A 23,048-nucleotide genomic window follows, 5' to 3' on the forward strand; every position below is an offset into this window, starting at 1 on the left:
CTTGCGGCCGGAGAGTCACTCGTCATTGGACCAAGCGATGGGAGCAATAGCGATTTGAATCGTTATGGCTCATACCCCAATCCGCTGGTGACGACGCATCTTTTCGTGCTCGATCTTGACCTGGCGTACCTGCTCACGCTGGCTGACCTCGGGCACCCCTACATCCCACCAGGCATCGCCCGGCGACCAGTCGAACGGATCCGTATCAATCTGGATCACGTAGGTGCGATCCGCGGCCTTGGCCCTGATAAAGGCTTGCTCCAATTCGGCAATGGACGAGGCCTTTTCCGCCAGCGCCCCCATGCTGCGGGCATGCTGCACGAAGTCCACCGGAACCAGTTGCTTGATGTTGCAGTCCTGCAACAGGTTATTGTAGGACGCCCCTCCCTTGCCGTTCTGCAGCCGGTTGATCACCGCATAGCCGCCGTTGTTGCACACCACCACTATCATCTTGTTGCCATCGAGCACGGTGCTGTAGATATCGGAGTTCATCATCATGTAGGAGCCGTCGCCGGCGAACACTATGGTGTCGCCCCGCCCCCGGTTGGCCATGGCCGAGCCCCAGCCACCGGCGATCTCGTAGCCCATGCAGGAAAAGCCGAACTCACAGTCGAAGGTACCGGGAAGCTTGGTGCGCCAGAGCTTGGTGATTTCACCGGGAAGACCGCCGGCGGCGCTGATCACCCTGTCTTCAGGGGCACAATGACGGTTGATGGCCCCAATGACCTGGGCATAGCTCGGCAATCCTTCGCCACCCGCGGCGGTACGGGCATCCACCACCTCGTTCCAGCGCCGGTATTCCTGGCATCCCTGCGCCAGCCAGTCGGCTGGCGCGGCCCAGTCCGCCAGTAGGTTATCCAGCTCTTCCAGGCTGACTCTGGCATCCCCCACCACCGAAATCGCCCTGTGCTTGTGGGCATCGAACCGGGCCGCGTTGATCGCGATCAGCTGGCAGTCGTGCGCAAACAGGCTCCAGGAGCCGGTGGTAAAATCCTGCAGCCGGGTTCCCACCGCCAGCACCACGTCCGCCTGGGACGCCATCAGGTTGGCGGAAGAAGAGCCGATGATACCAACGGGGCCGATATTGACCGGATCATCATGCGCCAGGGTCGCTCGACCGGCGACGGTCTCGCAAACCGGGATACGATGACGGGCAGCAAAGTTCTGCAACACCTCACCGGCTTCGGAGTACAGTACGCCACCGCCGGTGATGATCAGGGGGCGGACAGCCTGTTTCAGCCGGGTACAGGCGCTTTCCAACTGGGCGAGATCAGGCCTGGGCCGAGGCGCCTGGTGCCGGGTTTCTTCGAAAAACGCCAGTGGGTAGTCGTAGGCCATGGCCTGCACATCCTGCGGCAGGCCGATAAAGGCCGGGCCGCAATCCGCGGGATCCAGCATGGTGGCAACCGCCTGCGGCAGGGAGGAAATCAGTTGCTCCGGGGTGTAAATCCTGTCCCAGTAACGACTGACCGCCTTGAACGCATCATTGACAGTGGTCGCTGGTGCATGGAAGTGCTCCACCTGTTGAAGCACAGGGTCGGGAACCCGACTGACAAAGGTGTCCCCCGACATGATCAGAAGCGGCAGCCGATTGGCGTGAGCCACCCCGGCGGCGGTGACCACATTGGTCGCTCCCGGTCCAATTGAGGTGGTAACCGCCATGATCTGGCGCCGCTTTTTTGCCTTGCTATAAGCGATGCCCGCCAATGCCATCGACTGCTCGTTTTGCCCGCGCCAAGTGGGGAAGTCTTGGCGCACGGCTTCCAGCGCCTCCGCCAAACAGGTGACATTGCCGTGCCCAAAGATACCGAACACTCCCGGAAACAAAGGCTCGACCTTGCCGTCAATCAGGGTTTTCTGCGCCATCAGGTATTTGACCAGCGCTTGCGCCATGGTGAGTTTGATCGTGTTCATCATGATTCCTTTTAGGTACCTTCTGACAAATAGGGTGTCACACCAGCCAGGCCCGCCCCCTGACGCCTGCCACCGGCTGTTCTTCCTGATCGAATGTCGGTGTGCATCCCAGTGCATGGGGCAGAGTGGCAGGACTGAAGAGAACCTGTACCAAGTGTGGTGTGCAGTGCTCTATGCCGCAACGCTGGCTGCGGCTACGCGGTGACCAGGCGAGGACACGAGGGCTGCAGAGGCGGGCTGATCACCACCAGGTCCGGAGGCTCAGTTGCAGGAAGTGCAGGCCGGAGAGGAACAAGAGCCCGTAGCACAGCCGGTAGATCAGCCGCTGGCTGGCGGTGCTGACCAGCCAGCCCCCGAGCCAGACCCCGACCGGCACCAGGGGCACCAGCATCAGGGAGGTTTGCAGGTTGCCGGGGTTGAGCTGGCCAAGCAGGGCGTAGGGCACCAGCTTCATCAGGTTGATCAGCGCGAACAGCACCGCCATGGTGCCGATCAGCAGCCGTTTCTCCAGTTGCTGGGGCAACAGGTACATGCTGGCCGGCGCCCCGCCGGCGTGGATGGTGGTGCTGAACAGGCCGGTGAGGGTGCCCCACAGGGTGCCCTGGCCCAGGCCGCCCGCCCTGGCCGGCACCGGCGGGCTGAACCAGTGGTGCAGGCAGAACAGGATGGAGGCAATACCGATAAAGCCGGTGAGCAGCCAGCCCGGTGCCCGGGCCATCAGCAGCCCCGCCAGCGCCACCCCCAGCAGGGCGCCGGGGATGATCTGGCGAATTTGGCGCCAGCACACATGGCGGTGGTGCCAGGCCACGGCGAACAGGTCCATCAGGCACAGCAGCGGCAGCAGCACGGCGGCGGCGGTGGAGGGATGGGTGGTAAGGCTGATGAGGGGCACCGCCACCACCCCCAGGGCCCCGCCCAGGCCGCCCTTGCCGATGCCGTAGATCAGCACGGCAGGCACGGCGACCAGGTAGAAATAAGGATCGGTGATCATCATGCCCCTCAAAAAAACCGGCCCAGGGGCCGGTTTCAGACTGCTGACAAAGCTTCGCAGTTATCTGTAGTCACTCCCGCGAAGGCGGGAGTCCAGTGCGCCTTGCCCTGGATCTCCGCCTTCGCGGAGATGACGATGGTAAAACAGCCGTAACGAAGGAAAATACCTGGGTAAAATCAGCCGTTGGCCCGCGCCATCTCGGCCGGTACTTCCTTGGCCTCCAGTTTGGTCCTGGCCAGCATGGTTTCTTCCATCCGTTCCAGCGACACGCCCTTGGTTTCGGGCAGGAAACGGCTGACGAAGAAGTAGGCCAGCACACAACAGCCGGCGAACAGCCACATGGGGAAGGCACCGTTGAAATGCTCGAGCAGGAAGGCGTTGTCGTTCATCAGCGGGAAGCCGAGGCCGATGCAGAAGTTGCTCACCCACAGGGCGGCTATCGCCAGCGACATACCCTCGGAGCGCATCCGGTTGGGGAATATTTCGGACACCACCACCCAGGCACCTACGCTCCAAGAGAAGGAAAAGAACAGCATAAACAGCAGCATGCCCGAGAGGATGAAGTAGCCGTTGCGCACCGCCTCGGCCCCGGCAAGCCCCGCCGACTGATACAGGAAGTAGGAAGTGACCAGCAAGCCCAGGGTCGAGCCGATGGCACCGATGCGCAGCAGCGGCACCCGCCCTACCCTGTCCATCAGCAGGGCGCCAACAAGGGTACCCACCAGCTGCATCACCCCGACCCAGATGGTCATAAACAGCGCTACTTCATTGTTGCCGGTGGCCTGCTCCAGCACCACGGGGGCAAAATACATCATCACGTTGACGCCGGAGGCCTGCTGGAAGATGGCGATCATGCAGCCTACGATCACGATAAACCAGAAGGCCCTGTCGTTGCGGTAGTCGATCTTGCGCTTTTGCTGCTGCTCCAGTTGGCGTTGTTTGAGCGAGTCCTTGATCTCCTGGAGTACCTTTTCCGGATAGGGGCCGTTGTAGATCTTGCGCAGGGTGGCAAGCGCCGCGGCGTCGTTGCCCTGCATCACGTTCCAGCGGGGCGACTCAGGGATGAACATCACCACCAGGCAGAACAGCAGGCAGGGGATCACTTCCGATCCCAGCATCACCCGCCAACCCATGTCCACCATCCAGGCTTCGGTCGCGCCCTTGGCGATCAGGTAGTTGATGGAGAAGATCACCACCTGGCCAAACACGATGGCGAAGTTCTGCATGCTCAGCGCCCGGCCACGGATGTCCTTGGGCGAGACTTCCGACATGTACATGGGCGACACCGCCGAGGCCAGGCCCACCGCCACCCCGCCGATCAGGCGGTAGACGATAAACCAGAAGAAGGTATCCACCAGGGCGGAGCCGATGGCGGAAACGGTAAACAGCAGGGCCGCCAGCAGCAGCGCCTTCTTGCGACCGAGCCGGCCGGCGATGGTACCGGCGGCAAAGGCGCCGACGATGCAGCCGATGGCCACGTTGGACACCGCCCAGCCCACGCCGAAGGCATCCAGCCCGAAATAGCTCTTGATGGGGCCGATGGCGCCGGAAATCACCGCCGTGTCGTAGCCGAACAGCAAGCCTCCCAATGCGGATACTGCGCAGATCAGCAGTACGTACTTGATGTTGTATCTTCCTTGCGGCGTCATGATGCCTCCGTTTGAATAGCTGCCTGGCCATAGGGCCTGCGTAAAAACAAGGTAACGTTGTTGTTATTGATTTATCTCGAACATAAAGCTAAACGAACAATCCATTTAAATCAATTTTGAAACAAAAATTCCATGATCTGGATCGCGATTTGTGGCTGATTTGTAAATTTTTGTTTGATACGGCTCCCACTTTTCCCTTCCGGGAGCCATCGGAGGATGAAACACCCGGGCCCGATACGCGTGCTTTATTTCATTTTCCGCCCGCTAGCACGCATAAAAAAACAGGCAGGGAGCCGAAGCCGCCTGCCTGAAAAAGGGCAAATCGCACCAGGATATTGAAGTATTGAATCAGCGTTTGGCCTTGTTGCGGCGCATGTCGATCACCACGGCACCGACGATGATGGCGCCCTTGATGATGTCCTGCACGTAGCTGTCCACCCCGATAAAGGTGAAGCCGCTCTTCATCAGGCCGAGGATGATGGCCCCGATCACGCAGCCGGTGATGCGCCCCACCCCGCCCATCAGGCTGGTGCCGCCGATCACCGCCGCGGCGATGGCGTCCAGCTCGTAGGCCATGCCCATGCTGGACTGGCCGCTGCTCACCCGCGCCGCCATCACGATGCCCGCCAGGCCGGACAGAGCCCCGGCGATGGAGTACACGATGATCAGGTACTTGTCGACGTTGATGCCGGACACCCGGGCCGAGGTCATGTTGCCGCCGATGGCGTACACGTATTTGCCGTAGCGGGTGTGCTTGAGTGCGATATGGAACACCACCGCCACCACCAGGAAGATCACCACCGGCACCGAGCCCTGGCCGATGGAGGTAAAGCCGTCGGAGAGGAAGCTGATGGGGTTGCCCTGGGTATAGAACTGGGCCAGGCCGCGGGCCGATACCATCATGCCGAGGGTGGCGATAAAGGGCGGAATGCCGGTTTTGGTGATAAGCCAGCCGTTGACCACGCCGCACAACAGCCCCACCCCTATGCCCGCCACTATCGGCACTATGGCCGGCAGATCCACCAGCCCCGGATACATGGGCGAGATGCTGTCGGCGGTTTGCGCCAGGCTGGCCGCCACCACCGCGGTCAGCGCCACCAGGGAGCCGGAAGAAAGATCGATGCCGGTGGTGATGATGACCTGGGTCACCCCCACGGCGATGATGCCGATGATCGCCACCTGCAGCACAATCAGCACCAGCCGGCCCGGGTTCATCAGGAAGGACTGGCCACGGAAGATCCAGCCCAACACCTCGAACACCAGGGCGATGCCGATCATCACCAGGAAGATGCCCATGTCCTTGGGCATTTTCCGCTTGATATTGTCCCAGGCGGTGCCGTTGTTCTGTGTTGCCGCCATCGCTTTAGTTGCCTTTACATTTTCCATTGTCATATTCCTTTATAGCCGCTTATTCCGAGGCCAACTCGAGGATTTTTTCCTGAGTGGCGTCCTCCCGGTCGAGAATGCCGGTGATATGCCCCTCGTGCATCACCATCACCCGGTCGCTCATGCCCAGGATTTCCGGCAGCTCCGACGACACCATGATGATGGCCACGCCCCGGTTGGCCAGTTCGCTGATCAGCTTGTAGATTTCCGCCTTGGCGCCCACGTCGATGCCCCGGGTGGGCTCGTCCAGGATCAGCAGCTTGGGCTGGGCCAGCAGCCAGCGGGCAATCAGCACCTTCTGCTGGTTGCCGCCGCTCAGGTTGTTGATGATCTGATCCATGGTGGGGGTCTTGATATTGAGCTTCTGGATCTGCTCCATGCAGTCCTTGACCATGTCCGAATGCTTGACGAAGCCCTTGCCGTCGATATATTTCGGCATCTTGACGATGCTCATGTTTTCCAGCACCGACAGCACCAGGAACAGGCCGGACTTCTTGCGGTCCTCGGTGAGGAACGCCAGCCCCAGATCGATGGCCTGGGCGGGGGAGCCTATCTGCACTTCCTGCCCTTCCAGCACTATGCTGCCGCTGTCGGCCGGGTGCACCCCGAACAGGCTTTCCATCACCTCGCTGCGCCCGGCGCCGACCAGGCCGGCCACGCCCAGGATCTCGCCCCGCTTGAGCGAAAAGCTGACATCGTGGAACTTGCCGGCGCGGCAGAGGTTGTTCACCGCCAGCACCTCTTCTCCGATATTGTCGTTGAACTTGGGGAACATCTGGGTCAGTTCGCGGCCCACCATCTTGGTGATCAGGCTCTGGCGGTCGAAGTGGTCGGTCTTGTCCGAGCCGACGTAGGTGCCGTCCCGGAAGATGCTGATTTCATCGGTGATTTCGAATATTTCGTCCATCTTGTGGCTGATGTAGACGATGGACTTGCCCTGCTCCTTAAGGTCGTTGATGATGCGGAACAGGTGGAACACCTCACCTTCGGTCAGGGCCGAGGTGGGCTCGTCCATGATCACCACGTCGGCGTCGTAGGATACCGCCTTGGCGATTTCGATCATCTGCTGGGTGCCGATGCTGAGATCGCCCACCAGCTCATCGGGTTTGACCTTGATGCTGAGCTGCTTGAGCAGCTTGTCGGTTTCCCGGTAGAGGGTATCGTGGTCGACGAAGGGCCCTTTCATGGGCTCGCGGCCCAGCCAGATATTCTCCGCCACCGTCATGTAGGGCACCAGGTTCAGTTCCTGGTGGATCATGGAAATGCCGGAGTGCAGGGCGTCCATGGTATCGCGGAAATTCATTTCCTTGCCCTTGACCTTGATGGTGCCGGTATCGGGGGTGTAGATGCCGATCAGGCACTTCATCAGGGTGGACTTGCCGGCGCCATTCTCCCCCATCAGGGCATGTACACTTCCCGGCCGTATCTTCAGGGTTACGTTGTCCAGCGCCTTGACACCGGGGAAGCCTTTGCTGATGCCTTCGGCTTCGAGCACATATGGGTACATCTGATTACCTCCAAGACGTATCAAGGGGCCCGACCGGCGGGCCCCTGTTGATGACTTAGTTACGTCCAATGAACTCTTTGTAGTTTTCCGGAGAAACCAGCTCGTAGGGAATCATCACGTTTTTATCCACGGCCTCCCCTTTCGCCATTTTCACCGCCGTTTCGATGGACGCCTTGCCTTGGCCCTTGGCGTCCTGGAACACGGTCACGTCCAGCATGCCCTTGTCCAGAAAAGCCAGGGCATCGGGGGTCGCGTCCACGCCGCCCACGATCACGCCCTTCAGGCGGTTGGGGCCCAGGGCCATGATGGCGCCGATGGCCATTTCATCGTTATTGGAGGCGATGGCATCGATCTCGTAACCGGACAGCAGCCAGTTATTGGTCACGTCGATACCTTCCTTGCGGGAAAACTTGGCGGTTTCCTTGGTGATGATCTTGATGTCCGGATACTGGGCAGCGATTTCCTCCACCCCGCTGGTACGGTCACGGGTGGCTTCGCTGGACAGCTCACCCATCAGGATGGCGACATTGCCCTTGCCGCCCAGCTTCTCGGCGATATATTCCATCTGCAGTCGGCCGGCCACCTTGGAGTCGGAGCCGACGAAGGCCATGCCCTCGGGCAGGGTCGCCTCGGGACGACGATTGACGAAGATCAGCGGAATGCCGGCCGCCTCGGCGCGACGGATGATGGGGGCGACCGCCTGGGTATCCACCGGGTTGATCACGATGGCGTCCAGCTTCTGGTTGATAAAGCTTTCCACCTGCTGCAACTGCTGGCCCACGTCATTCTTGGCGTCTTCGAACTGGGCACTGACGTCATCCAGCTCCGCGACTTTCTCCTGCATGGCCTGACGCACCAGGGTCAGGAAGTTGTCGTCGAACAACGCCATGGACACGCCGAGCTTGATATCGTCGGCATAAGCGCCGAACGGCAGGGCGGCGGCCAGGGCGGAGGCAACTATCAGCTTTTTGAATTTCATGGTCTTACTCCTTGTGAGAAACCGGGTGTTTCATTCCTTGACCGGGCCATTCAACCACTCAACAGCCCGATGAAATCGCTATCGGTGATGGCGAACCATCAATTGAACGTTTATTTCAAAATTAATAATGTTGGAATTTATGATTTTTCGCAAGGCGCTATCACCATCAATCCTCAAAAAAATAACAATTCTTTGACATGGATCTTGTTATGGTGTCGGACGGTAACGGGACAGCGGCGGAGTAAAAATCAAAATTCCTTTAAAATCAAAATCTTGAATACCATCAACAAAATCGAAAGGGCAGCTGCGGAAAAAACCTTTCCCGGCTCCGGAACGCCCCGGAAAAGGCAGGAAAGAGATGAAATGTAAATTTCAAAAGCGGTGCGCAACCGCTCAGCGGCCCAGGTTCTCCCGGGTGATCAGGGAAAAGTCGATATGTCCCCCGGCGGCCGGCGGCGTTCCCTGCTCCAGTTGGCAGAGCAGCAGCTCCAGGGCGCGAAAGGCGTGCAGCCTGGGGTTCTGATCCAGGGTCAGGTGCATTTTTCCCTGGCGCAGCAGGGCTTCGGAGGTGGCATGGCGCTCGTGGCCGATAAAAATGCAGCGGCCGGCCAGGCCCTGCCGCTCCAGCAGGCGGGCAATAATGGCGTTGCCGGGCCCGGTGTTGTACACCGCCACCACCCGGCCCGCGGCCAGCCGTTCCCGCACCAGGGATTCGATAAGTTCGTTCTGCTCCCGGCCCTCCAGCACCAGGGGCAGCAGCCGGGAGCCGGACTCCGCCAGCCGCTCCCGGCAGCCGCGCACCCGCTCCCGGTGCACCAGCACCTCCTGCGGGCCGCATACCACCAGCACTTCGCCGGGCTCCCGGCACCATTGTTCCAGCAACCAGCCGGCGGTGCGCCCGGCGGCATATTGATCTATGCCCACATGGGCAAGGGGCGCCGTGCCCGGCAACTCGGTGACCAGGCTGATCACCGGCACCCCCTGGTCGGTGGCGGCGTTCACCGCCGCCACCACCGCCGGGTGATCCGAGCCGAACAGTATGATGCCGTCCCGCCCGGCGGCGGCCTGGTTCAGTTTCTTCGCCAGCAGCGAAGGCTCCCGCTCGCCCACCAGGGTGCGATGCAGTACCAGGCGCCGTTTGCCCAGGGTATCCGCCGCCTCCATAAAGCTCTGGCTCAGTTGCTTGAAGAAATAGGTATCGCTGTCGCTCAGGAACACCTCTATATGGCGCAGCCGGTGCCATTCGTCCGGCAGCATCCGTTTCATTCCCAGCTCCCGGGCCACCCGGATCACCCGCTCGGCGGTGGCCGGCGATACATTGCCCCGTTCGTTCAGCACCCGATCGACGGTGGCTTCCCCCACCCCCGCCCGTTTGGCGACTTCGGTCAGCGTGATCTTCTTCATGTTTTTCACTCCAACTCCCGGAAAGGAGTTCCAGTATAGCCGTAATGATGGCTTTCCATCATCGCGACCTTGGCGTTTTTGCCCCACCACTGCTTATAGTGATGGTTATGAAACATAAGTTCCAACAAGCCGGTAACATCAAAAAATACCGGCCTACGGGAAGAAGACCACTGAGCGTCGGCGCCAGGCCGACGAGACGACCTTGATCTGGAGGAAAAACATGACAATCAGAATTGGTGTTATCGGTACCGGCGCCATCGGCGCAGACCACGCCCGCCGCATTACCCAGACCCTGTCCGGCGGCCAGGTGGTGGCGGTGAACGACGTCAACCGCGCCCAGGCCGAGGCGGTGGTGGCACGACTGGGGCTGGACGCCAAGGTCTACGACAACGGCCACGACCTGATCAAGGCCGAGGATGTGGACGCCGTGCTGGTCACCTCCTGGGGTCCCACCCACGAAGAATTCGTGTTGTCCGCCATCGCAGCCGGCAAGTACGTGTTCTGCGAGAAACCCCTGGCCACCACCGCCCGGGGCTGCCTCAATATCGTCGAGGCCGAAGTGGCCGCCGGCAAGCGCCTGGTGCAGGTCGGCTTTATGCGCCCCTACGACAAGGGCTACCAGCTGCTGAAACAAGCCATCGACGCCGGCCAGATCGGCGAGCCGCTGATGGTGCACTGCGCCCACCGCAACCCGACCGTGCCCGACGGCTATGTCACCAGCATGGCCATCGTCGACACCGCCATCCACGAGCTGGACGTGCTGCGCTGGCTGCTGGACGACGACTACAAGACGGTGCAGGTGGTGTATCCCAAGCGTACCCGCCACCGCTTCGAGCACCTGGCCGATCCGCAGATAGTGCTGATCGAAACCCAGAAGGGCGTGCGCATCGATCTGGAAATCTTCGTCAACTGCCAGTACGGCTACGACATCCAGTGCTCTGTGGTGGGCGAGACCGGCGTCGCCAACCTGCCCGAGCCCCAGAGCCTGCTGCTGCGCACCGACGCCAAGCTGGCCACCAACATCCTCACCGACTGGAAACAGCGCTTTATCGAAGCCTACGACATCGAGCTGCAGGACTTTATCAAGGGCATTGAACAGCAGCAGCTGTCCGGCCCCACCGCCTGGGACGGTTATGCCGCCGCCGTGGCCGCCGACGCCTGCGTGTTGGCCCAGGAAAGTGGCCAGATTGAACCCGTGGTGATGGCCGAGCGCCCCACCTTCTACAACAAGTGATGTACGGAGCCGAATCAAGATGTCTCAACTGACCCCTACCTTTTCCCTGAACCATATGACGGCGCCCAAGCTGAGCGCCTTCGAACTGCTCGACACCGCCAAGGCCCTGGGCCTGCAGGCGGTGGAGCTGCGCAACGATGTGGCCGACAACAGCATCAGCGAGCTGGACCACGCCCGCGCCATCGGCGCCCGGGCCCGTGAGCTCGGCATCGAGATCCTGAGCATCAACGCCCTCTATCCGTTCAACGTCTGGAACCCGGAGCGCGCCGCCCAGGCCGAAAGGCTGGCCGAACTGGCCGCCGCCTGCGGCGCCACCGGCCTGGTGCTGTGCCCGCTCAACGACGGCAGCTTCCAGGGCTCGGACCCCGCCAGCCTGGAGCAGGCCCTGCGCGGCCTCCAGCCGATACTGGAACAACACGGCCTCAAGGGTTTCGTGGAGCCGCTGGGCTTCCCCGTCTCCTCCCTGCGGCTGAAGAAAAACGCCGTGGCCGCCATCCAGGCGGTGGGCGGCGAGGGCCGCTTCGCCCTGGTGCATGACACCTTCCACCACAGGGTGGCGGGCGAAACCGAGTTCTTCCCCGAGTTCACCGGCCTGGTGCATATCTCCGGGGTGGAAGATACCGCCATCGGCTACGAGCAGATGCTGGACGCCCACCGGGTGCTGGTCGGCCCCGCGGACCGGCTGGACAATATCGGCCAGATCCGCACCCTGCTGCAGGCCGGCTACCAGGGCTACTTCTCCTTCGAGCCTTTCGCCAGGGAAGTGTGCGAACTGGACCAGCCGCTGCCGGCGGTGCAGGCCAGCATGGACTTTATCGCCGAGGGCGTACGGGGCTAAGCCTCCGCCCTTCACGTCTCCCCATAAACAAAGGGCCCCGGTTCCACATCGAACCGGGGCCCTTTGGTATTGAATAAATGGCGGGCGACTTTGCCTGTGGCCGGTCATGGGGGTAAACTGGGCGCTCATTCGCAGTACAGGTTGACCCTAAATGAAGCAATTTGTCGAATTCATCCCGCTCATCATCTTCTTCGTGGTGTACAAAACGGTCGATATTTATGCCGCCACCGGCGCCCTGATGGCCGCCACCTGCGTGCAGATGCTGGTGCAGTGGGTCCGGCATAAAAAGCTGGAAAAGATGCACCTTATCACCCTGGTGCTGGTGCTGTTCTTCGGCGGTCTCACCATGTTCTTCCAGGACGATGCCTTTATCAAATGGAAGGTCACCGCGGTCAACGTCCTGTTCGCACTGGGTCTGCTGGTCGGCCGCTATGGCTTCGGCAAAAACCTGCTCAAACAAATGCTGGGTAAAGAGCTGACCCTGCCCGATGCAATATGGGATAAGGCCAACCTGGGCTGGGTTGGTTTCTTTCTGTTTTGCGGCCTGCTCAATATCTATGTGGCCTTCTATCTGTCACAGGAGCTGTGGGTCAACTTCAAGGTATTCGGCCTGCTGGGCCTGACGCTATTGTTTACCATCGCTACCGTTTTCTATCTGTACCGGCATCAACCCGCCCAGGAAAAAAACAAACAGGAAGGATAAATCATGTGGTACGTCATCTTTGCCCAAGACGCCCCCAATAGTCTGGAAAAACGCTTAGCCGCCCGCCCGGCCCACCTGGCCCGGCTGCAGGCCCTGACAGAGGAAGGCCGCCTGCTGGTGGCCGGCCCCAACCCGGCCATCGACGCCGAAGACCCGGGAGCGGCCGGCTTTACCGGCAGCACGGTGATCGCCGAGTTCGACTCGCTGGACGCCGCCCAGGCCTGGGCCGACGCCGATCCCTACCTGGCCGCCGGCGTCTACGCCTCCGTCATCGTCAAGCCCTTCAGGAAAGTCCTGCCCTGAACGTCCAAACCGGCCCAGGCCGGTTTTTTTATGGTTGCCCGGATAGCGTCTTCACCCATTTGGGGGATTTTACTCTTCGGCATTGCCCAAAGGCCCCTCCCTGACCAAGGCTTGATAGGTCCAATGGACAACATCATCCCAACAACAAGGAGAGACGGGTATGTACAAGGCTCTGTTATCCACTCTGCTGGCAGCGACACTGGCTCTCGGCACCCCGGCCCTGGCCAGCGAGCCGGCCCAGGAAACCGTGATCACCAGTATCGACATCAATACCGCCACTCAGGATCAGCTCGCCCTGCTCACCGGCATAGGTCCGGCCAAGGCGGCAGCCATAGTGGAATACCGGCAAAACAACGGCCCCTTCGCCTCGATCGACGATCTGGCCAAAGTCAGCGGTATTGGCCCCGCCACGGTAGAAAAAAACCGGCACCTGCTGAGTAACTGACCTTCGGCCCTCCCGGGCATGGCCGGGAGGGCTGCTATTGGTTATGATACGAGCCCGTTGTTTTTTTGGTGTCAGAACCATGCCTTCACAGCCATTGATTCGCAAAGCAGTGATTCCGGTCGCAGGATTGGGCACCCGCATGCTGCCCGCCACCAAGGCCATTCCCAAAGAAATGCTACCGGTGGTCGACAAGCCCCTGATCCAGTACGTGGTCAACGAAGCGGTCCAGGCCGGGATCAAGGAAATCGTGCTGGTCACCCATGCCAGCAAAAACTCCATCGAAAACCACTTCGATACCAGCTTCGAGCTGGAAGCCACCCTGGAAAAACGGGTCAAGCGGCAGTTGCTCAGCGAAGTGCAGAATATCTGCCCGCCCGATGTCACCATCATGCACGTCCGCCAGGGCGAGGCCAAGGGACTGGGCCACGCCATCCTCTGCGCCCATCCGCTGGTCGGTGACGCTCCCTTCGCCATCTTGTTGCCCGATGTGCTGATCGACGAGGCCGCCTGCGATCTGCGGCAAGACAACCTGGCCGCCATGATCCGCGCCTTTGAAAACAACGGCCACAGTCAGATCCTGGTGGAGCCGGTCGCCCATGAGCTGGTGGATCAGTTCGGTATCGTCGATATCAACGGCAATGCCCTGAGCCAGGGAACCTCCTCACCGCTCTGTGCCATCGTCGAAAAACCCCGGCAGATCGATGCCCCCTCCAACCTGGCGGTGGTGGGGCGCTATGTCCTGTCCGCCAATATCTGGCCGGTACTGGAAAAAACGCCGCTCGGCAAGGGCGATGAAATACAGCTGACCGATACCATCGCCATGCTGATGGAGAAGGAGCCGGTAGAAGCCCATCATATCCAGGGGAAAAGTCACGACTGCGGCAGCAAGCTCGGCTTTTTGATGGCCAATATTGAATATGGCCTCCGCCATCGGGAACTGGGGGCCGACTTCGCCCGTTATCTGCAGCAGCTCAGTCTCAGGTGAGTTCGCGGCTGGCGGTGAGCCGGATCTCGCCGCCAAAACTGCCCTTGAGGGTCAGATCCAGGGGAAAGGAACAGCGATAACTGAACTGGTTGGCGGTCAGTTCCTTCAATCCCAGGGGACCCGCATCGCAGTGCTCCAGCCAATTGCTGCCGACCATGCCGCCGTTGGCCACCTCTACCCGGCCTGCATCCGCATACAGTCGAAACAAAGCCAGATTGACCCTGGTACCCAGCCCCACATCCAGAATAAGCTGGTTGATATATTCCAGGGTACGGGCCGGGCTGTTCAGCACGCTGCCGGGCTCGCTACCGTAGCGGCGCAGGGGTTCATTGAGCACGAAAGTGACCAGCGTCATGACCACAGGCGTATCCATATTGAGCGGATCGAACTCCGCCAGCAGCAGCAGCAGATCCTGATCCAGCCTGATGTATTCGGTCAGCACCCAGGGCGAGCTTTGCCGGCAACTCAGCCGCCAGTCTCCCAGGGTCCGTTCCGGCTGCTGCCGCCAGCTCTGCAGCAACCGGCTGGCGGCGATGTCTTCCCGGCGGTAATAGGCCAGGTGCTCGTTCAGTTCGTCCAATAGTTTGCCGGGATCGGGCCTGAGGATACCGGCGATGACTTCCGCCACCAGGTTCCAGCTGCGGATGGGCTTGATCAGATAGTCTTCGGCACCGGCGCGCAGGGCCCGCGCCACGTCCGCCATTTTCTGCTGGCCGGAAATGGCAATCACCGGCAGGGCAGGATACCGTCGCTTCAGACAGGCAATCACCTCCAACCCCGCCGGCGCCGGCAGCAGCAAATCGCTCAGCACCAGGTCGGGACCGTTCAGCTCGGCCAGCAACAGCCCTTCTTCCCCGCTGTCCGCTTCGAGCACCCTGGCCCCCCACAGCTCAAGGTAGGCTACCATCAGTCGACGGAATACCGGGTCGTCTTCTATCAGTAAAATCAACGGGCAAAAATCAAACATAGTTCAATGTGGCAGGGTAATGAGAATGTATACACTGAGCCTAGCCGATTTTAGTCACAGTGACAGCGACATCACCCTGCCGGCTGTATTCTGTCGGCACTTTGTTGGATAATGGCTGCCCCATGCAGCAACAGTGGCATTATGACTCCGGCAGAATATCAGGCGCTGACCTCTCCCCGACTGTCCCATCCGGCCCGCAGCTTATACCAGTTTTACCTCCGGCACAGTGCCCGGGGCGATCATACCCAGGCCCTCGACTATCCGAGCCTGGGCAAGGCATTGGCGGTACAGGGTGAGGGCGAATATCGTTATCGGGTCACCCCGGTGGAGCTGACCGCGCTGGTGGACGAACTGCTGGAGGCCGGCCTGCTGGGCCCGCTGGCAAAGCCCAATCCGCAACACTACCATGGCGCCGTGTTTTTACTGCCGCTGAAGCGGCTGCAGGGGCTGGCACCCTTGCCCTCCCGCCAGTTTGCCATGCACCCCGAGTGGCGCCCGGACGACCAGTTTGACGGCCTGGCCAGGCTGTGCGGCCTGCTGGACAGCCATTTCGATGAGACCGAGCTGGGCGAGTTTATCGCCTACTGGCTGGGCCGCCCCGAAGTATTTGAAAACCAGCATCAATGGATGCTGAAGTTCGTGCGCAAGCTCAAGAACCAGCGCAGCGTCAGGCGCACACCGGCACCGCAGGACAGCAACGGCTACCAGCAGGCCCCGGCCAAAGTCGACACCGGCCCCAGCAAGCGCGCCCGTGAAATGATGGAAGAAGCCCGCCGCCTCGGCCCCCATGTCCAGGGAGATCGCAATGAAAAAGACACCTGAAGAGATTGCCGCCGACCTGGCCGACATTGCCCGGCGGCGACGCCAGCGACCGGACAAGAACCTGTCCGCCGACGCGGGCACCGGCCAGGTGCAGGGGCTGCTGAGCCGCATCAAACGACTGCGTGCCAGTGGCAACCTGCCCCAGTACGACTATGCCAGCCTCAAGCGACAGTACGAGCAGCAGGCCAACGCCGAGGTGCGTCTGGCCCAGCAGGAGGCCCGCCAGAAGCGCACCGAGCGCCTGCTGGCCCAGGCGGATCTCAATCCGGACTGGACCTTCGCCAATATGGACAGCAACGATCCTGTGCTCGGTCATCATATCGATACCGCCCATCATTTTATCAATGCCTTCGACCACTGGGAGCAAAAAGGCGGGGCCGCCATCCTGATCTACGGTGACTTCGGCACCGGCAAGTCCACCCTGGCCGGCGCCATCGCCCATGAGCTGATCCGCCAGCACCAGAAGTCGGTGATCTTCCAGCAGTGGGCCTCGGTGGTGGATCGGCTGTTTTTCGGCGTGATCGAAGATCAGGAAAGCCGCAACCAGTATCGCCGGGCCCTGGAAGAAGTGGACCTGCTGGTGCTGGACGAGGTCGCCGCCAACCGCAGCCGCCTGGCGGAAAGCCAGTCCAGCTTTCTCGGCCATTTGCTGCGCCGCCGGCGCAACCTGTCCAAGAGCGTGATCATCATCACCAATCACGATCCCCAGGCCCTGCACCGGGCGGTGGGCGATTTCTGCTTCGAGGCCATCAAGGCCTTCCATCCGGTCGACCTGGCCCTGCTCGGTCCCAGCCGCCGGCCCGATATCGGTGATTACCGCAGTTGACGCCGGAGCCAGGCCGGCGCCGACGATGTCCACCGGACGCAGGCCACATAATTGCGGCCCAGGGCTTGGTTCGCCACCGGATGCGGGTAAACTGGGACAGGCCCCTTTTTTTCGGTCGGATTTCAGGTATTCGTGAACATTAACCGCTCTTACCCACCGCTCCGCTTTCGCACCCAGGTACTGCTGCTGGTCGGCACCCTGGTGGCCGCCACCCTGCTGGTGCAGGGCACCTACCTGCACCACCGCCAGGGCCAGATCATCACCGAACAGATAGGCCTGCGCGCCATGAACGTGGCCCAGACCGTGGCCCAGATCCCCGCCATCGTCGAGGCCTTCGACACACCCGAGCCGGCCGCCATCATCCAGCCCCTGGCCGAGCAGATCCGTATCGAAACCGGCGCCCGCTACGTGGTGGTGGGCAACAGCGCCGGCATCCGCTACTCCCACCCGCTGCCGGAGCGACTGGGGCTGCCCATGGTCGGCGGCGACAACGAGCGGGCGCTGCTCGGCGGTGAAGCCTACATTTCGGAGGCGGAAGGGTCGCTGGGCGAAGCCATTCGCGGCAAGGCCCCCATCTTCAACGCCGCCGGCGACATCGTCGGCCTCGTCTCGGTGGGGTTTATGCTGGAGAAGGTCGACTACGATATCGACAACTACCTGGCCCTGGGCTGGATACTGGTCGGACTCATGGTACTGCTGGGGCTGGCGGGCGCCGCCTGGCTGGCCCAGCACCTGAAACGGGTGATCCTGGGGCTGGAACCCCATGAGATCGCCCGCCTGGTGATGGAAAAGGATGCCATACTGCAGTCCATCCACGAGGGCATAGTGGCCATCAACCGGGAAGGACGCATCACCCTGCTCAACCAGGCGGCCCGGCGCTTTCTCGACCTGCCGCCGGACGGCGACGCCCTGGGGCTGCCGGTGCAGGAGCTGGTGCCCAATTCCCGGCTGCGGGAAGTGCTGTCCAGCGGCGAGCGCCAGTTCGATCAGGAGATGTGGATAGGCGAGCATCCGGTGGTGGTCAACCGGGTGCCCATCATCCACGAAGGCCGGGTGGAAGGCGCCGTGGCCACCTTCCGCAGCCGCCAGGAAATCCGGGATCTGTCCCTGGCGCTGAACGCGGTGAACAGGGACATGGATGCCCTGCGGGTCCAGGCCCACGAATTCTCCAACAAGCTGTATACCATTTCCGGCCTGCTGCAGCTCGACAAGCCCCAGCAGGCGCTGGCCCTGATCAACCAGGAAACCGCCCGCGAACAGGCTCAGTTGGCGACGGTGCTGGAGCAGGTGGCCGATCCCCTGGTGGGCGGCATCCTGCTCGGCAAGCTGGCGGACGCGGCGGAAAAAGGCGTGCAGCTCGACATCGTCGAACACAGCGCCCTGCATACTCCACTCAGCCCAAGCGGTCAGGAGGTGCTGTTGTCGGTGCTCGGCAACCTGCTCAACAACGCGGTGGACGCCGCCCTGCAGGGAACGGATTCCGTCCCCCGGGTGCGGTTGTTCTTCACCGATCTCGGTGCGCAGCTGCTGTTCGAGGTGGAAGACAACGGCCCGGGAGTGGATCCCGGCCTGTTGGCCCAGATTTTTCAGGATGGCTTCACCACCAAGCAGGGCAAGCACAGGGGGATAGGACTGGCGCTGGTGCGCCGGCTCTGCCTGGAACACGATGGGGACGTCAGCCTGGAGGACGGCGACCTGGGCGGGGCCTGTTTTATCGTCACCCTGGCCAAGAATCGGGTGGCAAGGCAAGAGGAAAAAGCGGGATGAACAAGACCCACGGCGTACTGATTATCGAGGATGACTTTCGCATCGCCGAAATCAACCGCCAATTTGTAGAGCAAACCGCCGGCTTCAAGGTACTGCATGAAGCCAAAACCCGGGCCGAGGCCCTGGCCTTTCTGGCGGAGCATGCCGGGCAGATCAACCTGGTGCTGCTGGACGCCTATATTCCCGACGCCACCGGGCTGGAGCTGCTGTGGGAGATCCGCAGGCACTACCGGCATATCGACATCGTCATGGTCACCGCCGCCAAGGAGGTGGACACTATCCAGGAAGCCCTGCGCGGCGGCGTGTTCGACTACCTGATAAAACCCACCCAGAGCGAGCGCATGGCCCATATGCTGGACCGCTTCCTCAAGGAGCGGGCGCTGCTCGAGCAGAAACAGGAAATGAGCCAGGAAGAGCTGGATCGGGCGCTCAACCGCCATCCGGCGGTGGCGGAACCACCTCCCGCCGCCAGTGGCAGCCTGCCTAAGGGCATAGACCGGCTGACCCTGGATACGGTGCTCGGCACCATGGCCCAGGCCCGGGAGCCGCAAACCGCGGTGGACCTGGCCAAGGCCATCGGCGCCAGCCGCTCCACCGCCCGCCGTTACCTGGAATACCTGGTGGCCCAGGGCAAGGCCTGCGCCGAGCAGGCCTATGGCGAAGTCGGCCGGCCGGAGCGGCGCTACCGGCTCAACCCCTGATCAATCCAGCCGGAAACCGATTTTAAGCACCACCTGGAAATGCGCTATCCGGCCGTCGGTGATATGGCCGCGCATTTCCTTTACCTCGAACCAGTCCAGATGATCCAGGCTCTCGGCCGCCTTGGCCACCGCTTTCCTGATGGCATCGTCGTAACCGGTGGTGGAAGAGCCGGCCACTTCTATCAGCTTGTACACATGATCGGACATAAGCACTCCATGTTCAGGGCTATGGCCGCACCGGCGGCCGCTTTCGACACCCTTAAGCAATAGCAGCCCCCGCCCCTGCCGTCACTTCTCGGCCCGCCGTGAACAAAATAAACAAAATCGCCTTAATGCTGTTTTTTCAACTTATGCCCCAAAGCTTGTTGCTTAACACTAACGCATCTATTTTTACACCAGATGTTAACAAGGACGAACCAAGGAGAACTGCATGTTCAACGCCCTACGCAAACCCTTCAAACGTTTAGGCCTGGCCGCGCTGCCGCTGCTGGCCCTCGGTGCCCAGATGCCCGCCGCTCAGGCCCAGGGCTGGCAACCGACTCGCCCCGTGGAATTCATCGCGCCGGCCAACCCGGGTGGCGGCTGGGATACGCTGGTACGGACTTCCGGCCTGGTGATCCAAAGCGAAAAGCTGGCACCGCAAAACTTTGCCGCCATCAACATCCCCGGCGGCGGCGGTGCCGTGGCCTGGGCCCAGATAGCGCGCGACGCCAAGAACGATCACAAGCTGTTCGCCACCAGCCCGCCCATTATCCTGGTGCCCCTGGCCGGCACCTCGCGCTTCAGCCACAAGGACTTTACCCCGGTCGCCCGCCTGAACACCGATTACTCCATCGTGCTGGTACGCGATGACTCCCCCTATGAGACCATCAACGATCTGTTCGAGGCGATGAAGGCCAACCCCAGCCTGAGCGTGGGCGGCGGCTCGGCGGCCGGATCCATGGATCATATCGCCATCGCCGGTGCCGCCGCCGAGGCCGGTCTGGAGGCCCGCGGTGTCAACTACATCGCCTTCTCCGGCGGCGGTGAAGCCATGATCAGCCTGATGGGCAACCATGTAGAAGCGGTGATCACCGGCGCCGGCGAGGCCGCGGGCCAGCTGGAAGGCGGCAACCTGCGCGCCCTGGCGGTGTCTTCCCCCGAGCGCCTGGGCGGCGCCCTGGCCGGCGTACCCACCTTCAAGGAGCAGGGCCTCGACTACACCTTCGATATCTGGCGTGGCGTCATGGGGCCGAAGAACATGTCACCCGAAGCCCGGGCCTACTACGAAGACCTGTTCGCCCGCATGGTGAAAACCGATGCCTGGAAGCAGGCCAGCGAGCAGTTGGGTTGGATCGATGCCTTCCAGACCGGCGAGGAATTCGGTGTCTTCCTGGATGGCCAGCTCGACCAGTTTAGTACCATACTGGGCGATCTGGGCCTGCTGCGGCGCTAACGGATAGCGGTGACGGGGTTTCCCCGTCACCGCGTCATGTACAGGTATTGTTATGAACAGAATCAACATCAACCAGAAAATGGGCATCATCCTGGCCCTGCTCGCCCTGGGCTATCTGTGGATGGCGTTCCAGATCCCCGAGTTCTCGCTGCCCCGCCCCGTCGACTCGGACGCCTTCCCCAAGGCACTGGGCAGCGCCCTGCTGCTGCTGGCCATACTGCTGTTCTTTGAAAAGCCCAAGCATAAGGTGCAGGACGACGAAGCGCAGGACGACATCATAGAGGAAAGCGGCGGTTTCTGGACCAGCCCCCGGATGCGGGTGGTGGTCACCTCCGCCGCCATTGTCGCCTACGCCTTCGCCCTGCAGCCGATAGGCTTTGTCGTGACTTCCATCCTGCTCTGCTGCGGATTGGCCTGCTACTACGGCTATCGCAATCACAAGGCCAATGTGCTGGCATCGAGCGGTGTCGTACTGGCGCTGTATTTCATGATGAGCTACGTGATGGATGTCTATCTCCCCACGGGGATATTGCCCTTCTAAGCGTGCCGTCGCGTTGACGTACCTTTAATCAGGAAAAATCAAAGGTTTACCATTATGATGGATGCATTCAACAGTCTGGTGTACGGCTTCGGCATCGCCCTGGACCCGATGAATATCATGTACGTGTTTGTCGGCGTCTTTGCCGGCACCATTATCGGCATGTTACCCGGGTTAGGCCCCATCAGTGCCCTGGCACTGATGATCCCCATTACCTTCAGCATGGATCCCGCCTCGGGCCTGATCCTGATGTCCGGGGTCTATTATGGCGCCATCTTCGGTGGCTCCACCTCCTCCATTCTGCTGAACGCACCCGGCGTGGCCGGCACCGTGGCCACCTCCTTCGACGGCTACCCCATGGCCAAGAAGGGCATGGCCGGCAAGGCCCTGGCCATCGCCGCCTATGCTTCCTTTATCGGCGGTACCGTGTCGGTGATCGGCCTGATGCTGATAGCCCCGCTGCTGTCCAAGGTGGCGGTCAGCTTCGGCCCCGCCGAATACTTCGCCCTCATGCTGCTGGGCCTGACCGCGGTGGTCAGCCTGTCGGACAAGTCCCTGGTCAAGGGCCTGATCGCCGCCGTGGTGGGCATGATGATCTCCATCGTCGGCATCGACCTGCAAAGCGGTACCGAACGCTACACCTTCGGCAGCCTGGAGCTGCTCGACGGTATCGACTTCCTGGTGGTGGCACTGGGCGTCTTCGCCCTGGCGGAAGTCTTCTACATGCTGCTCAAGGGCGGTGGCGGCAAGGAGCAGCCGCGCAATAACATCGGCTCGCTCAAGCTCAGCAAGACTGAAGTGAAGGAAATTGCCGGCCCCGTCAGCCGCAGCTCGGTGCTCGGCTTCTTTATCGGGGTGCTGCCCGGCGCCGGCGCCACCGTGGCCTCCTTCCTCGGCTACAGCCTGGAAAAACGCCTGGCCAAGGACGGCAGCACCTTCGGCAAGGGCAACATCAAAGGCGTGGCCGGCCCCGAAGCCGCCAACAACGCCGCCTGCGGCGGCTCCTTCGTGCCCCTGCTGACCCTGGGCGTACCCGGCTCCGGCTCCACTGCCGTGCTGCTCGGCGCCCTGCTGGTGATGGGTGTCACTCCGGGCCCCATGATGCTGGAACAGCGTCCGGACGTATTCTGGGGTGTGATAGCCAGTATGTACGTGGGCAACATCTTCCTGCTGGTGCTGAACCTGCCGCTGATCCCCTATATCGCCCGTATCCTGGACATGCCCAAGCCCCTGCTGCTGGCGATGATCCTGATTTTCTGCATGATCGGCGTCTACGGCCTCAGCTTCAACGTGTTCGACCTGCTACTGCTGCTCGCCTTCGGCCTGATCGGCCTGGCGATGAAGCTGTTCGGTTTCCCCACCGCACCGCTGATCCTGGCGCTGATCCTGGGCGCCATCATGGAAGAGTCGATGCGTCGCGCCCTGCAGATCTCCGGTGGCGACTGGATGACCTTCGTCGACAAGCCCATTTCCATGTGGCTGCTGATCCTGGCGTCCCTCTCCCTGTTCGCTCCGCTGTTGAAAAAGGTCGTGCGCCGGCTGATGGCTTCGGGCAAGACCACCCTGGCCTGAACGGACCACAGCCCTTAATCAAAAAAGCGCCAACCGGCGCTTTTTTGTTGTGACTATGTTGTGTCGATCAACAAGGGCGCCT

General features: G+C 61.5%; 22 protein-coding genes. 13 read left to right on the forward strand and 9 right to left on the reverse strand.

The window, feature by feature from the left end:
• Positions 1-69 precede the first annotated feature (69 nt).
• The 7 genes from iolD to JKV55_RS12315 all read right to left on the reverse strand — a co-directional run bounded on the left by iolD (position 70) and on the right by JKV55_RS12315 (position 9,830).
• On the reverse strand, positions 70-1,914 hold the full coding sequence (iolD, locus tag JKV55_RS12285; RefSeq protein WP_202085806.1) for a 3D-(3,5/4)-trihydroxycyclohexane-1,2-dione acylhydrolase (decyclizing): 1,845 nt from the start codon (positions 1,912-1,914) through the stop codon (positions 70-72).
• Between the two features lie 241 nt (positions 1,915-2,155).
• Positions 2,156-2,908 carry a sulfite exporter TauE/SafE family protein gene (locus JKV55_RS12290; RefSeq protein WP_202085808.1) on the reverse strand — a complete coding sequence of 251 codons (753 nt, stop codon included), beginning with the start codon at positions 2,906-2,908 and terminating at the stop codon, positions 2,156-2,158.
• A gap of 173 nt (positions 2,909-3,081) precedes the next feature.
• A complete protein-coding gene (locus JKV55_RS12295; protein ID WP_202085810.1) occupies positions 3,082-4,554 on the reverse strand; it encodes a sugar porter family MFS transporter in 1,473 nt (490 codons plus the stop codon).
• A 348-nt stretch (positions 4,555-4,902) separates the two neighbouring features.
• Positions 4,903-5,940: an ABC transporter permease gene (locus JKV55_RS12300; RefSeq protein ID WP_202085811.1), complete on the reverse strand. Its 1,038-nt coding sequence runs from the start codon at positions 5,938-5,940 to the stop codon at positions 4,903-4,905.
• Positions 5,941-5,962: 22 nt separating this feature from the next.
• A complete protein-coding gene (locus JKV55_RS12305; protein ID WP_202085813.1) occupies positions 5,963-7,447 on the reverse strand; it encodes a sugar ABC transporter ATP-binding protein in 1,485 nt (494 codons plus the stop codon).
• A 55-nt stretch (positions 7,448-7,502) separates the two neighbouring features.
• On the reverse strand, positions 7,503-8,426 hold the full coding sequence (locus JKV55_RS12310; protein WP_202085815.1) for a sugar ABC transporter substrate-binding protein: 924 nt from the start codon (positions 8,424-8,426) through the stop codon (positions 7,503-7,505).
• Positions 8,427-8,819: 393 nt separating this feature from the next.
• A complete protein-coding gene (locus JKV55_RS12315) occupies positions 8,820-9,830 on the reverse strand; it encodes a LacI family DNA-binding transcriptional regulator (protein ID WP_202085817.1) in 1,011 nt (336 codons plus the stop codon).
• Positions 9,831-10,050: 220 nt separating this feature from the next.
• Between JKV55_RS12315 and iolG the strand changes: the two genes are divergently transcribed.
• The 6 genes from iolG to galU all read left to right on the forward strand — a co-directional run bounded on the left by iolG (position 10,051) and on the right by galU (position 14,338).
• The gene (gene iolG, locus JKV55_RS12320) at positions 10,051-11,064 is read left to right on the forward strand and encodes a bifunctional inositol 2-dehydrogenase/D-chiro-inositol 1-dehydrogenase (RefSeq protein WP_202085819.1); all 1,014 of its coding nucleotides are present in this window, start codon (positions 10,051-10,053) and stop codon (positions 11,062-11,064) included.
• Between the two features lie 19 nt (positions 11,065-11,083).
• Positions 11,084-11,902: a TIM barrel protein gene (locus JKV55_RS12325; RefSeq protein WP_202085821.1), complete on the forward strand. Its 819-nt coding sequence runs from the start codon at positions 11,084-11,086 to the stop codon at positions 11,900-11,902.
• Positions 11,903-12,053: 151 nt separating this feature from the next.
• Positions 12,054-12,605, forward strand: coding sequence for a septation protein A (locus JKV55_RS12330; RefSeq protein ID WP_202085822.1), 552 nt, complete (start codon positions 12,054-12,056; stop codon positions 12,603-12,605).
• Positions 12,606-12,608: 3 nt separating this feature from the next.
• Positions 12,609-12,908, forward strand: coding sequence for a YciI family protein (locus JKV55_RS12335; RefSeq protein ID WP_202085824.1), 300 nt, complete (start codon positions 12,609-12,611; stop codon positions 12,906-12,908).
• A gap of 160 nt (positions 12,909-13,068) precedes the next feature.
• Positions 13,069-13,353, forward strand: a complete 285-nt coding sequence (locus JKV55_RS12340) for a ComEA family DNA-binding protein (protein WP_202085826.1) — start codon at positions 13,069-13,071, stop codon at positions 13,351-13,353.
• A gap of 79 nt (positions 13,354-13,432) precedes the next feature.
• The gene (gene galU / locus JKV55_RS12345; RefSeq protein ID WP_202085827.1) at positions 13,433-14,338 is read left to right on the forward strand and encodes a UTP--glucose-1-phosphate uridylyltransferase GalU; all 906 of its coding nucleotides are present in this window, start codon (positions 13,433-13,435) and stop codon (positions 14,336-14,338) included.
• On the opposite strand, the gene JKV55_RS12350 is transcribed toward galU, so the two are convergent.
• Entirely contained in the window at positions 14,331-15,305 is a 975-nt protein-coding gene (locus JKV55_RS12350; protein ID WP_202085829.1) for a response regulator, read from the reverse strand. The genes galU and JKV55_RS12350 overlap by 8 nt on opposite strands.
• A gap of 141 nt (positions 15,306-15,446) precedes the next feature.
• On the opposite strand from JKV55_RS12350, the gene JKV55_RS12355 reads away from it, so the two are divergent.
• The 4 genes from JKV55_RS12355 (at position 15,447) to JKV55_RS12370 (ending at position 19,421) form a co-directional block, all read left to right on the forward strand.
• Positions 15,447-16,127, forward strand: coding sequence for a DnaT-like ssDNA-binding domain-containing protein (locus JKV55_RS12355; RefSeq protein WP_202085831.1), 681 nt, complete (start codon positions 15,447-15,449; stop codon positions 16,125-16,127).
• The gene (locus JKV55_RS12360; protein ID WP_202085833.1) at positions 16,111-16,953 is read left to right on the forward strand and encodes a DnaA ATPase domain-containing protein; all 843 of its coding nucleotides are present in this window, start codon (positions 16,111-16,113) and stop codon (positions 16,951-16,953) included. The genes JKV55_RS12355 and JKV55_RS12360 overlap by 17 nt, the downstream gene beginning before the upstream one ends.
• 132 nt (positions 16,954-17,085) lie before the next feature.
• Positions 17,086-18,720 (forward strand): ATP-binding protein, encoded by a 1,635-nt coding sequence (locus JKV55_RS12365; RefSeq protein WP_202085835.1) that lies wholly within the window; start codon positions 17,086-17,088, stop codon positions 18,718-18,720.
• Positions 18,717-19,421 (forward strand): response regulator, encoded by a 705-nt coding sequence (locus JKV55_RS12370; protein WP_202085837.1) that lies wholly within the window; start codon positions 18,717-18,719, stop codon positions 19,419-19,421. The genes JKV55_RS12365 and JKV55_RS12370 overlap by 4 nt, the downstream gene beginning before the upstream one ends.
• Here the strand turns inward: JKV55_RS12370 and JKV55_RS12375 are convergent, their stop codons facing one another.
• The gene (locus JKV55_RS12375; RefSeq protein WP_202085839.1) at positions 19,422-19,628 is read right to left on the reverse strand and encodes a dodecin; all 207 of its coding nucleotides are present in this window, start codon (positions 19,626-19,628) and stop codon (positions 19,422-19,424) included.
• 223 nt (positions 19,629-19,851) lie between these two features.
• Here JKV55_RS12375 and JKV55_RS12380 point away from each other — a divergent pair, with 223 nt between their 5' ends.
• Genes JKV55_RS12380 through JKV55_RS12390 form a run of 3 tightly spaced genes read left to right on the forward strand, consistent with a single transcriptional unit; the run spans position 19,852 to position 22,966 of the window.
• On the forward strand, positions 19,852-20,856 hold the full coding sequence (locus JKV55_RS12380) for a tripartite tricarboxylate transporter substrate binding protein (protein ID WP_202085840.1): 1,005 nt from the start codon (positions 19,852-19,854) through the stop codon (positions 20,854-20,856).
• Between the two features lie 52 nt (positions 20,857-20,908).
• Complete coding sequence (locus tag JKV55_RS12385; protein ID WP_202085842.1) at positions 20,909-21,397, forward strand: tripartite tricarboxylate transporter TctB family protein; 489 nt, start codon at positions 20,909-20,911, stop codon at positions 21,395-21,397.
• A gap of 54 nt (positions 21,398-21,451) precedes the next feature.
• A complete protein-coding gene (locus tag JKV55_RS12390; RefSeq protein WP_202085844.1) occupies positions 21,452-22,966 on the forward strand; it encodes a tripartite tricarboxylate transporter permease in 1,515 nt (504 codons plus the stop codon).
• Positions 22,967-23,048 lie beyond the last annotated feature (82 nt).

Source organism: Zobellella iuensis (assembly GCF_016746085.1).
GTDB classification, from domain to species: domain Bacteria; phylum Pseudomonadota; class Gammaproteobacteria; order Enterobacterales; family Aeromonadaceae; genus Oceanimonas; species Oceanimonas iuensis.

Excerpts from the sequence above, each read along its gene's own strand:
- JKV55_RS12330 (WP_202085822.1), top strand. The coding sequence starts at position 12,054 with ATGAAGCAATTTGTCGAATTCATCCCGCTCATCATCTTCTTCGTGGTG.
- JKV55_RS12385 (WP_202085842.1), top strand. The coding sequence starts at position 20,909 with ATGAACAGAATCAACATCAACCAGAAAATGGGCATCATCCTGGCCCTG.
- JKV55_RS12360 (WP_202085833.1), top strand. The coding sequence starts at position 16,111 with ATGAAAAAGACACCTGAAGAGATTGCCGCCGACCTGGCCGACATTGCC.
- iolD (WP_202085806.1), bottom strand. The coding sequence starts at position 1,914 with ATGAACACGATCAAACTCACCATGGCGCAAGCGCTGGTCAAATACCTG.
- galU (WP_202085827.1), top strand. The coding sequence starts at position 13,433 with ATGCCTTCACAGCCATTGATTCGCAAAGCAGTGATTCCGGTCGCAGGA.
- JKV55_RS12340 (WP_202085826.1), top strand. The coding sequence starts at position 13,069 with ATGTACAAGGCTCTGTTATCCACTCTGCTGGCAGCGACACTGGCTCTC.
- JKV55_RS12315 (WP_202085817.1), bottom strand. The coding sequence starts at position 9,830 with ATGAAGAAGATCACGCTGACCGAAGTCGCCAAACGGGCGGGGGTGGGG.
- JKV55_RS12325 (WP_202085821.1), top strand. The coding sequence starts at position 11,084 with ATGTCTCAACTGACCCCTACCTTTTCCCTGAACCATATGACGGCGCCC.
- JKV55_RS12375 (WP_202085839.1), bottom strand. The coding sequence starts at position 19,628 with ATGTCCGATCATGTGTACAAGCTGATAGAAGTGGCCGGCTCTTCCACC.
- JKV55_RS12355 (WP_202085831.1), top strand. The coding sequence starts at position 15,447 with ATGACTCCGGCAGAATATCAGGCGCTGACCTCTCCCCGACTGTCCCAT.
- JKV55_RS12300 (WP_202085811.1), bottom strand. The coding sequence starts at position 5,940 with ATGGAAAATGTAAAGGCAACTAAAGCGATGGCGGCAACACAGAACAAC.
- iolG (WP_202085819.1), top strand. The coding sequence starts at position 10,051 with ATGACAATCAGAATTGGTGTTATCGGTACCGGCGCCATCGGCGCAGAC.
- JKV55_RS12350 (WP_202085829.1), bottom strand. The coding sequence starts at position 15,305 with ATGTTTGATTTTTGCCCGTTGATTTTACTGATAGAAGACGACCCGGTA.
- JKV55_RS12390 (WP_202085844.1), top strand. The coding sequence starts at position 21,452 with ATGATGGATGCATTCAACAGTCTGGTGTACGGCTTCGGCATCGCCCTG.
- JKV55_RS12295 (WP_202085810.1), bottom strand. The coding sequence starts at position 4,554 with ATGACGCCGCAAGGAAGATACAACATCAAGTACGTACTGCTGATCTGC.
- JKV55_RS12335 (WP_202085824.1), top strand. The coding sequence starts at position 12,609 with ATGTGGTACGTCATCTTTGCCCAAGACGCCCCCAATAGTCTGGAAAAA.
- JKV55_RS12370 (WP_202085837.1), top strand. The coding sequence starts at position 18,717 with ATGAACAAGACCCACGGCGTACTGATTATCGAGGATGACTTTCGCATC.
- JKV55_RS12310 (WP_202085815.1), bottom strand. The coding sequence starts at position 8,426 with ATGAAATTCAAAAAGCTGATAGTTGCCTCCGCCCTGGCCGCCGCCCTG.
- JKV55_RS12290 (WP_202085808.1), bottom strand. The coding sequence starts at position 2,908 with ATGATGATCACCGATCCTTATTTCTACCTGGTCGCCGTGCCTGCCGTG.
- JKV55_RS12305 (WP_202085813.1), bottom strand. The coding sequence starts at position 7,447 with ATGTACCCATATGTGCTCGAAGCCGAAGGCATCAGCAAAGGCTTCCCC.
- JKV55_RS12380 (WP_202085840.1), top strand. The coding sequence starts at position 19,852 with ATGTTCAACGCCCTACGCAAACCCTTCAAACGTTTAGGCCTGGCCGCG.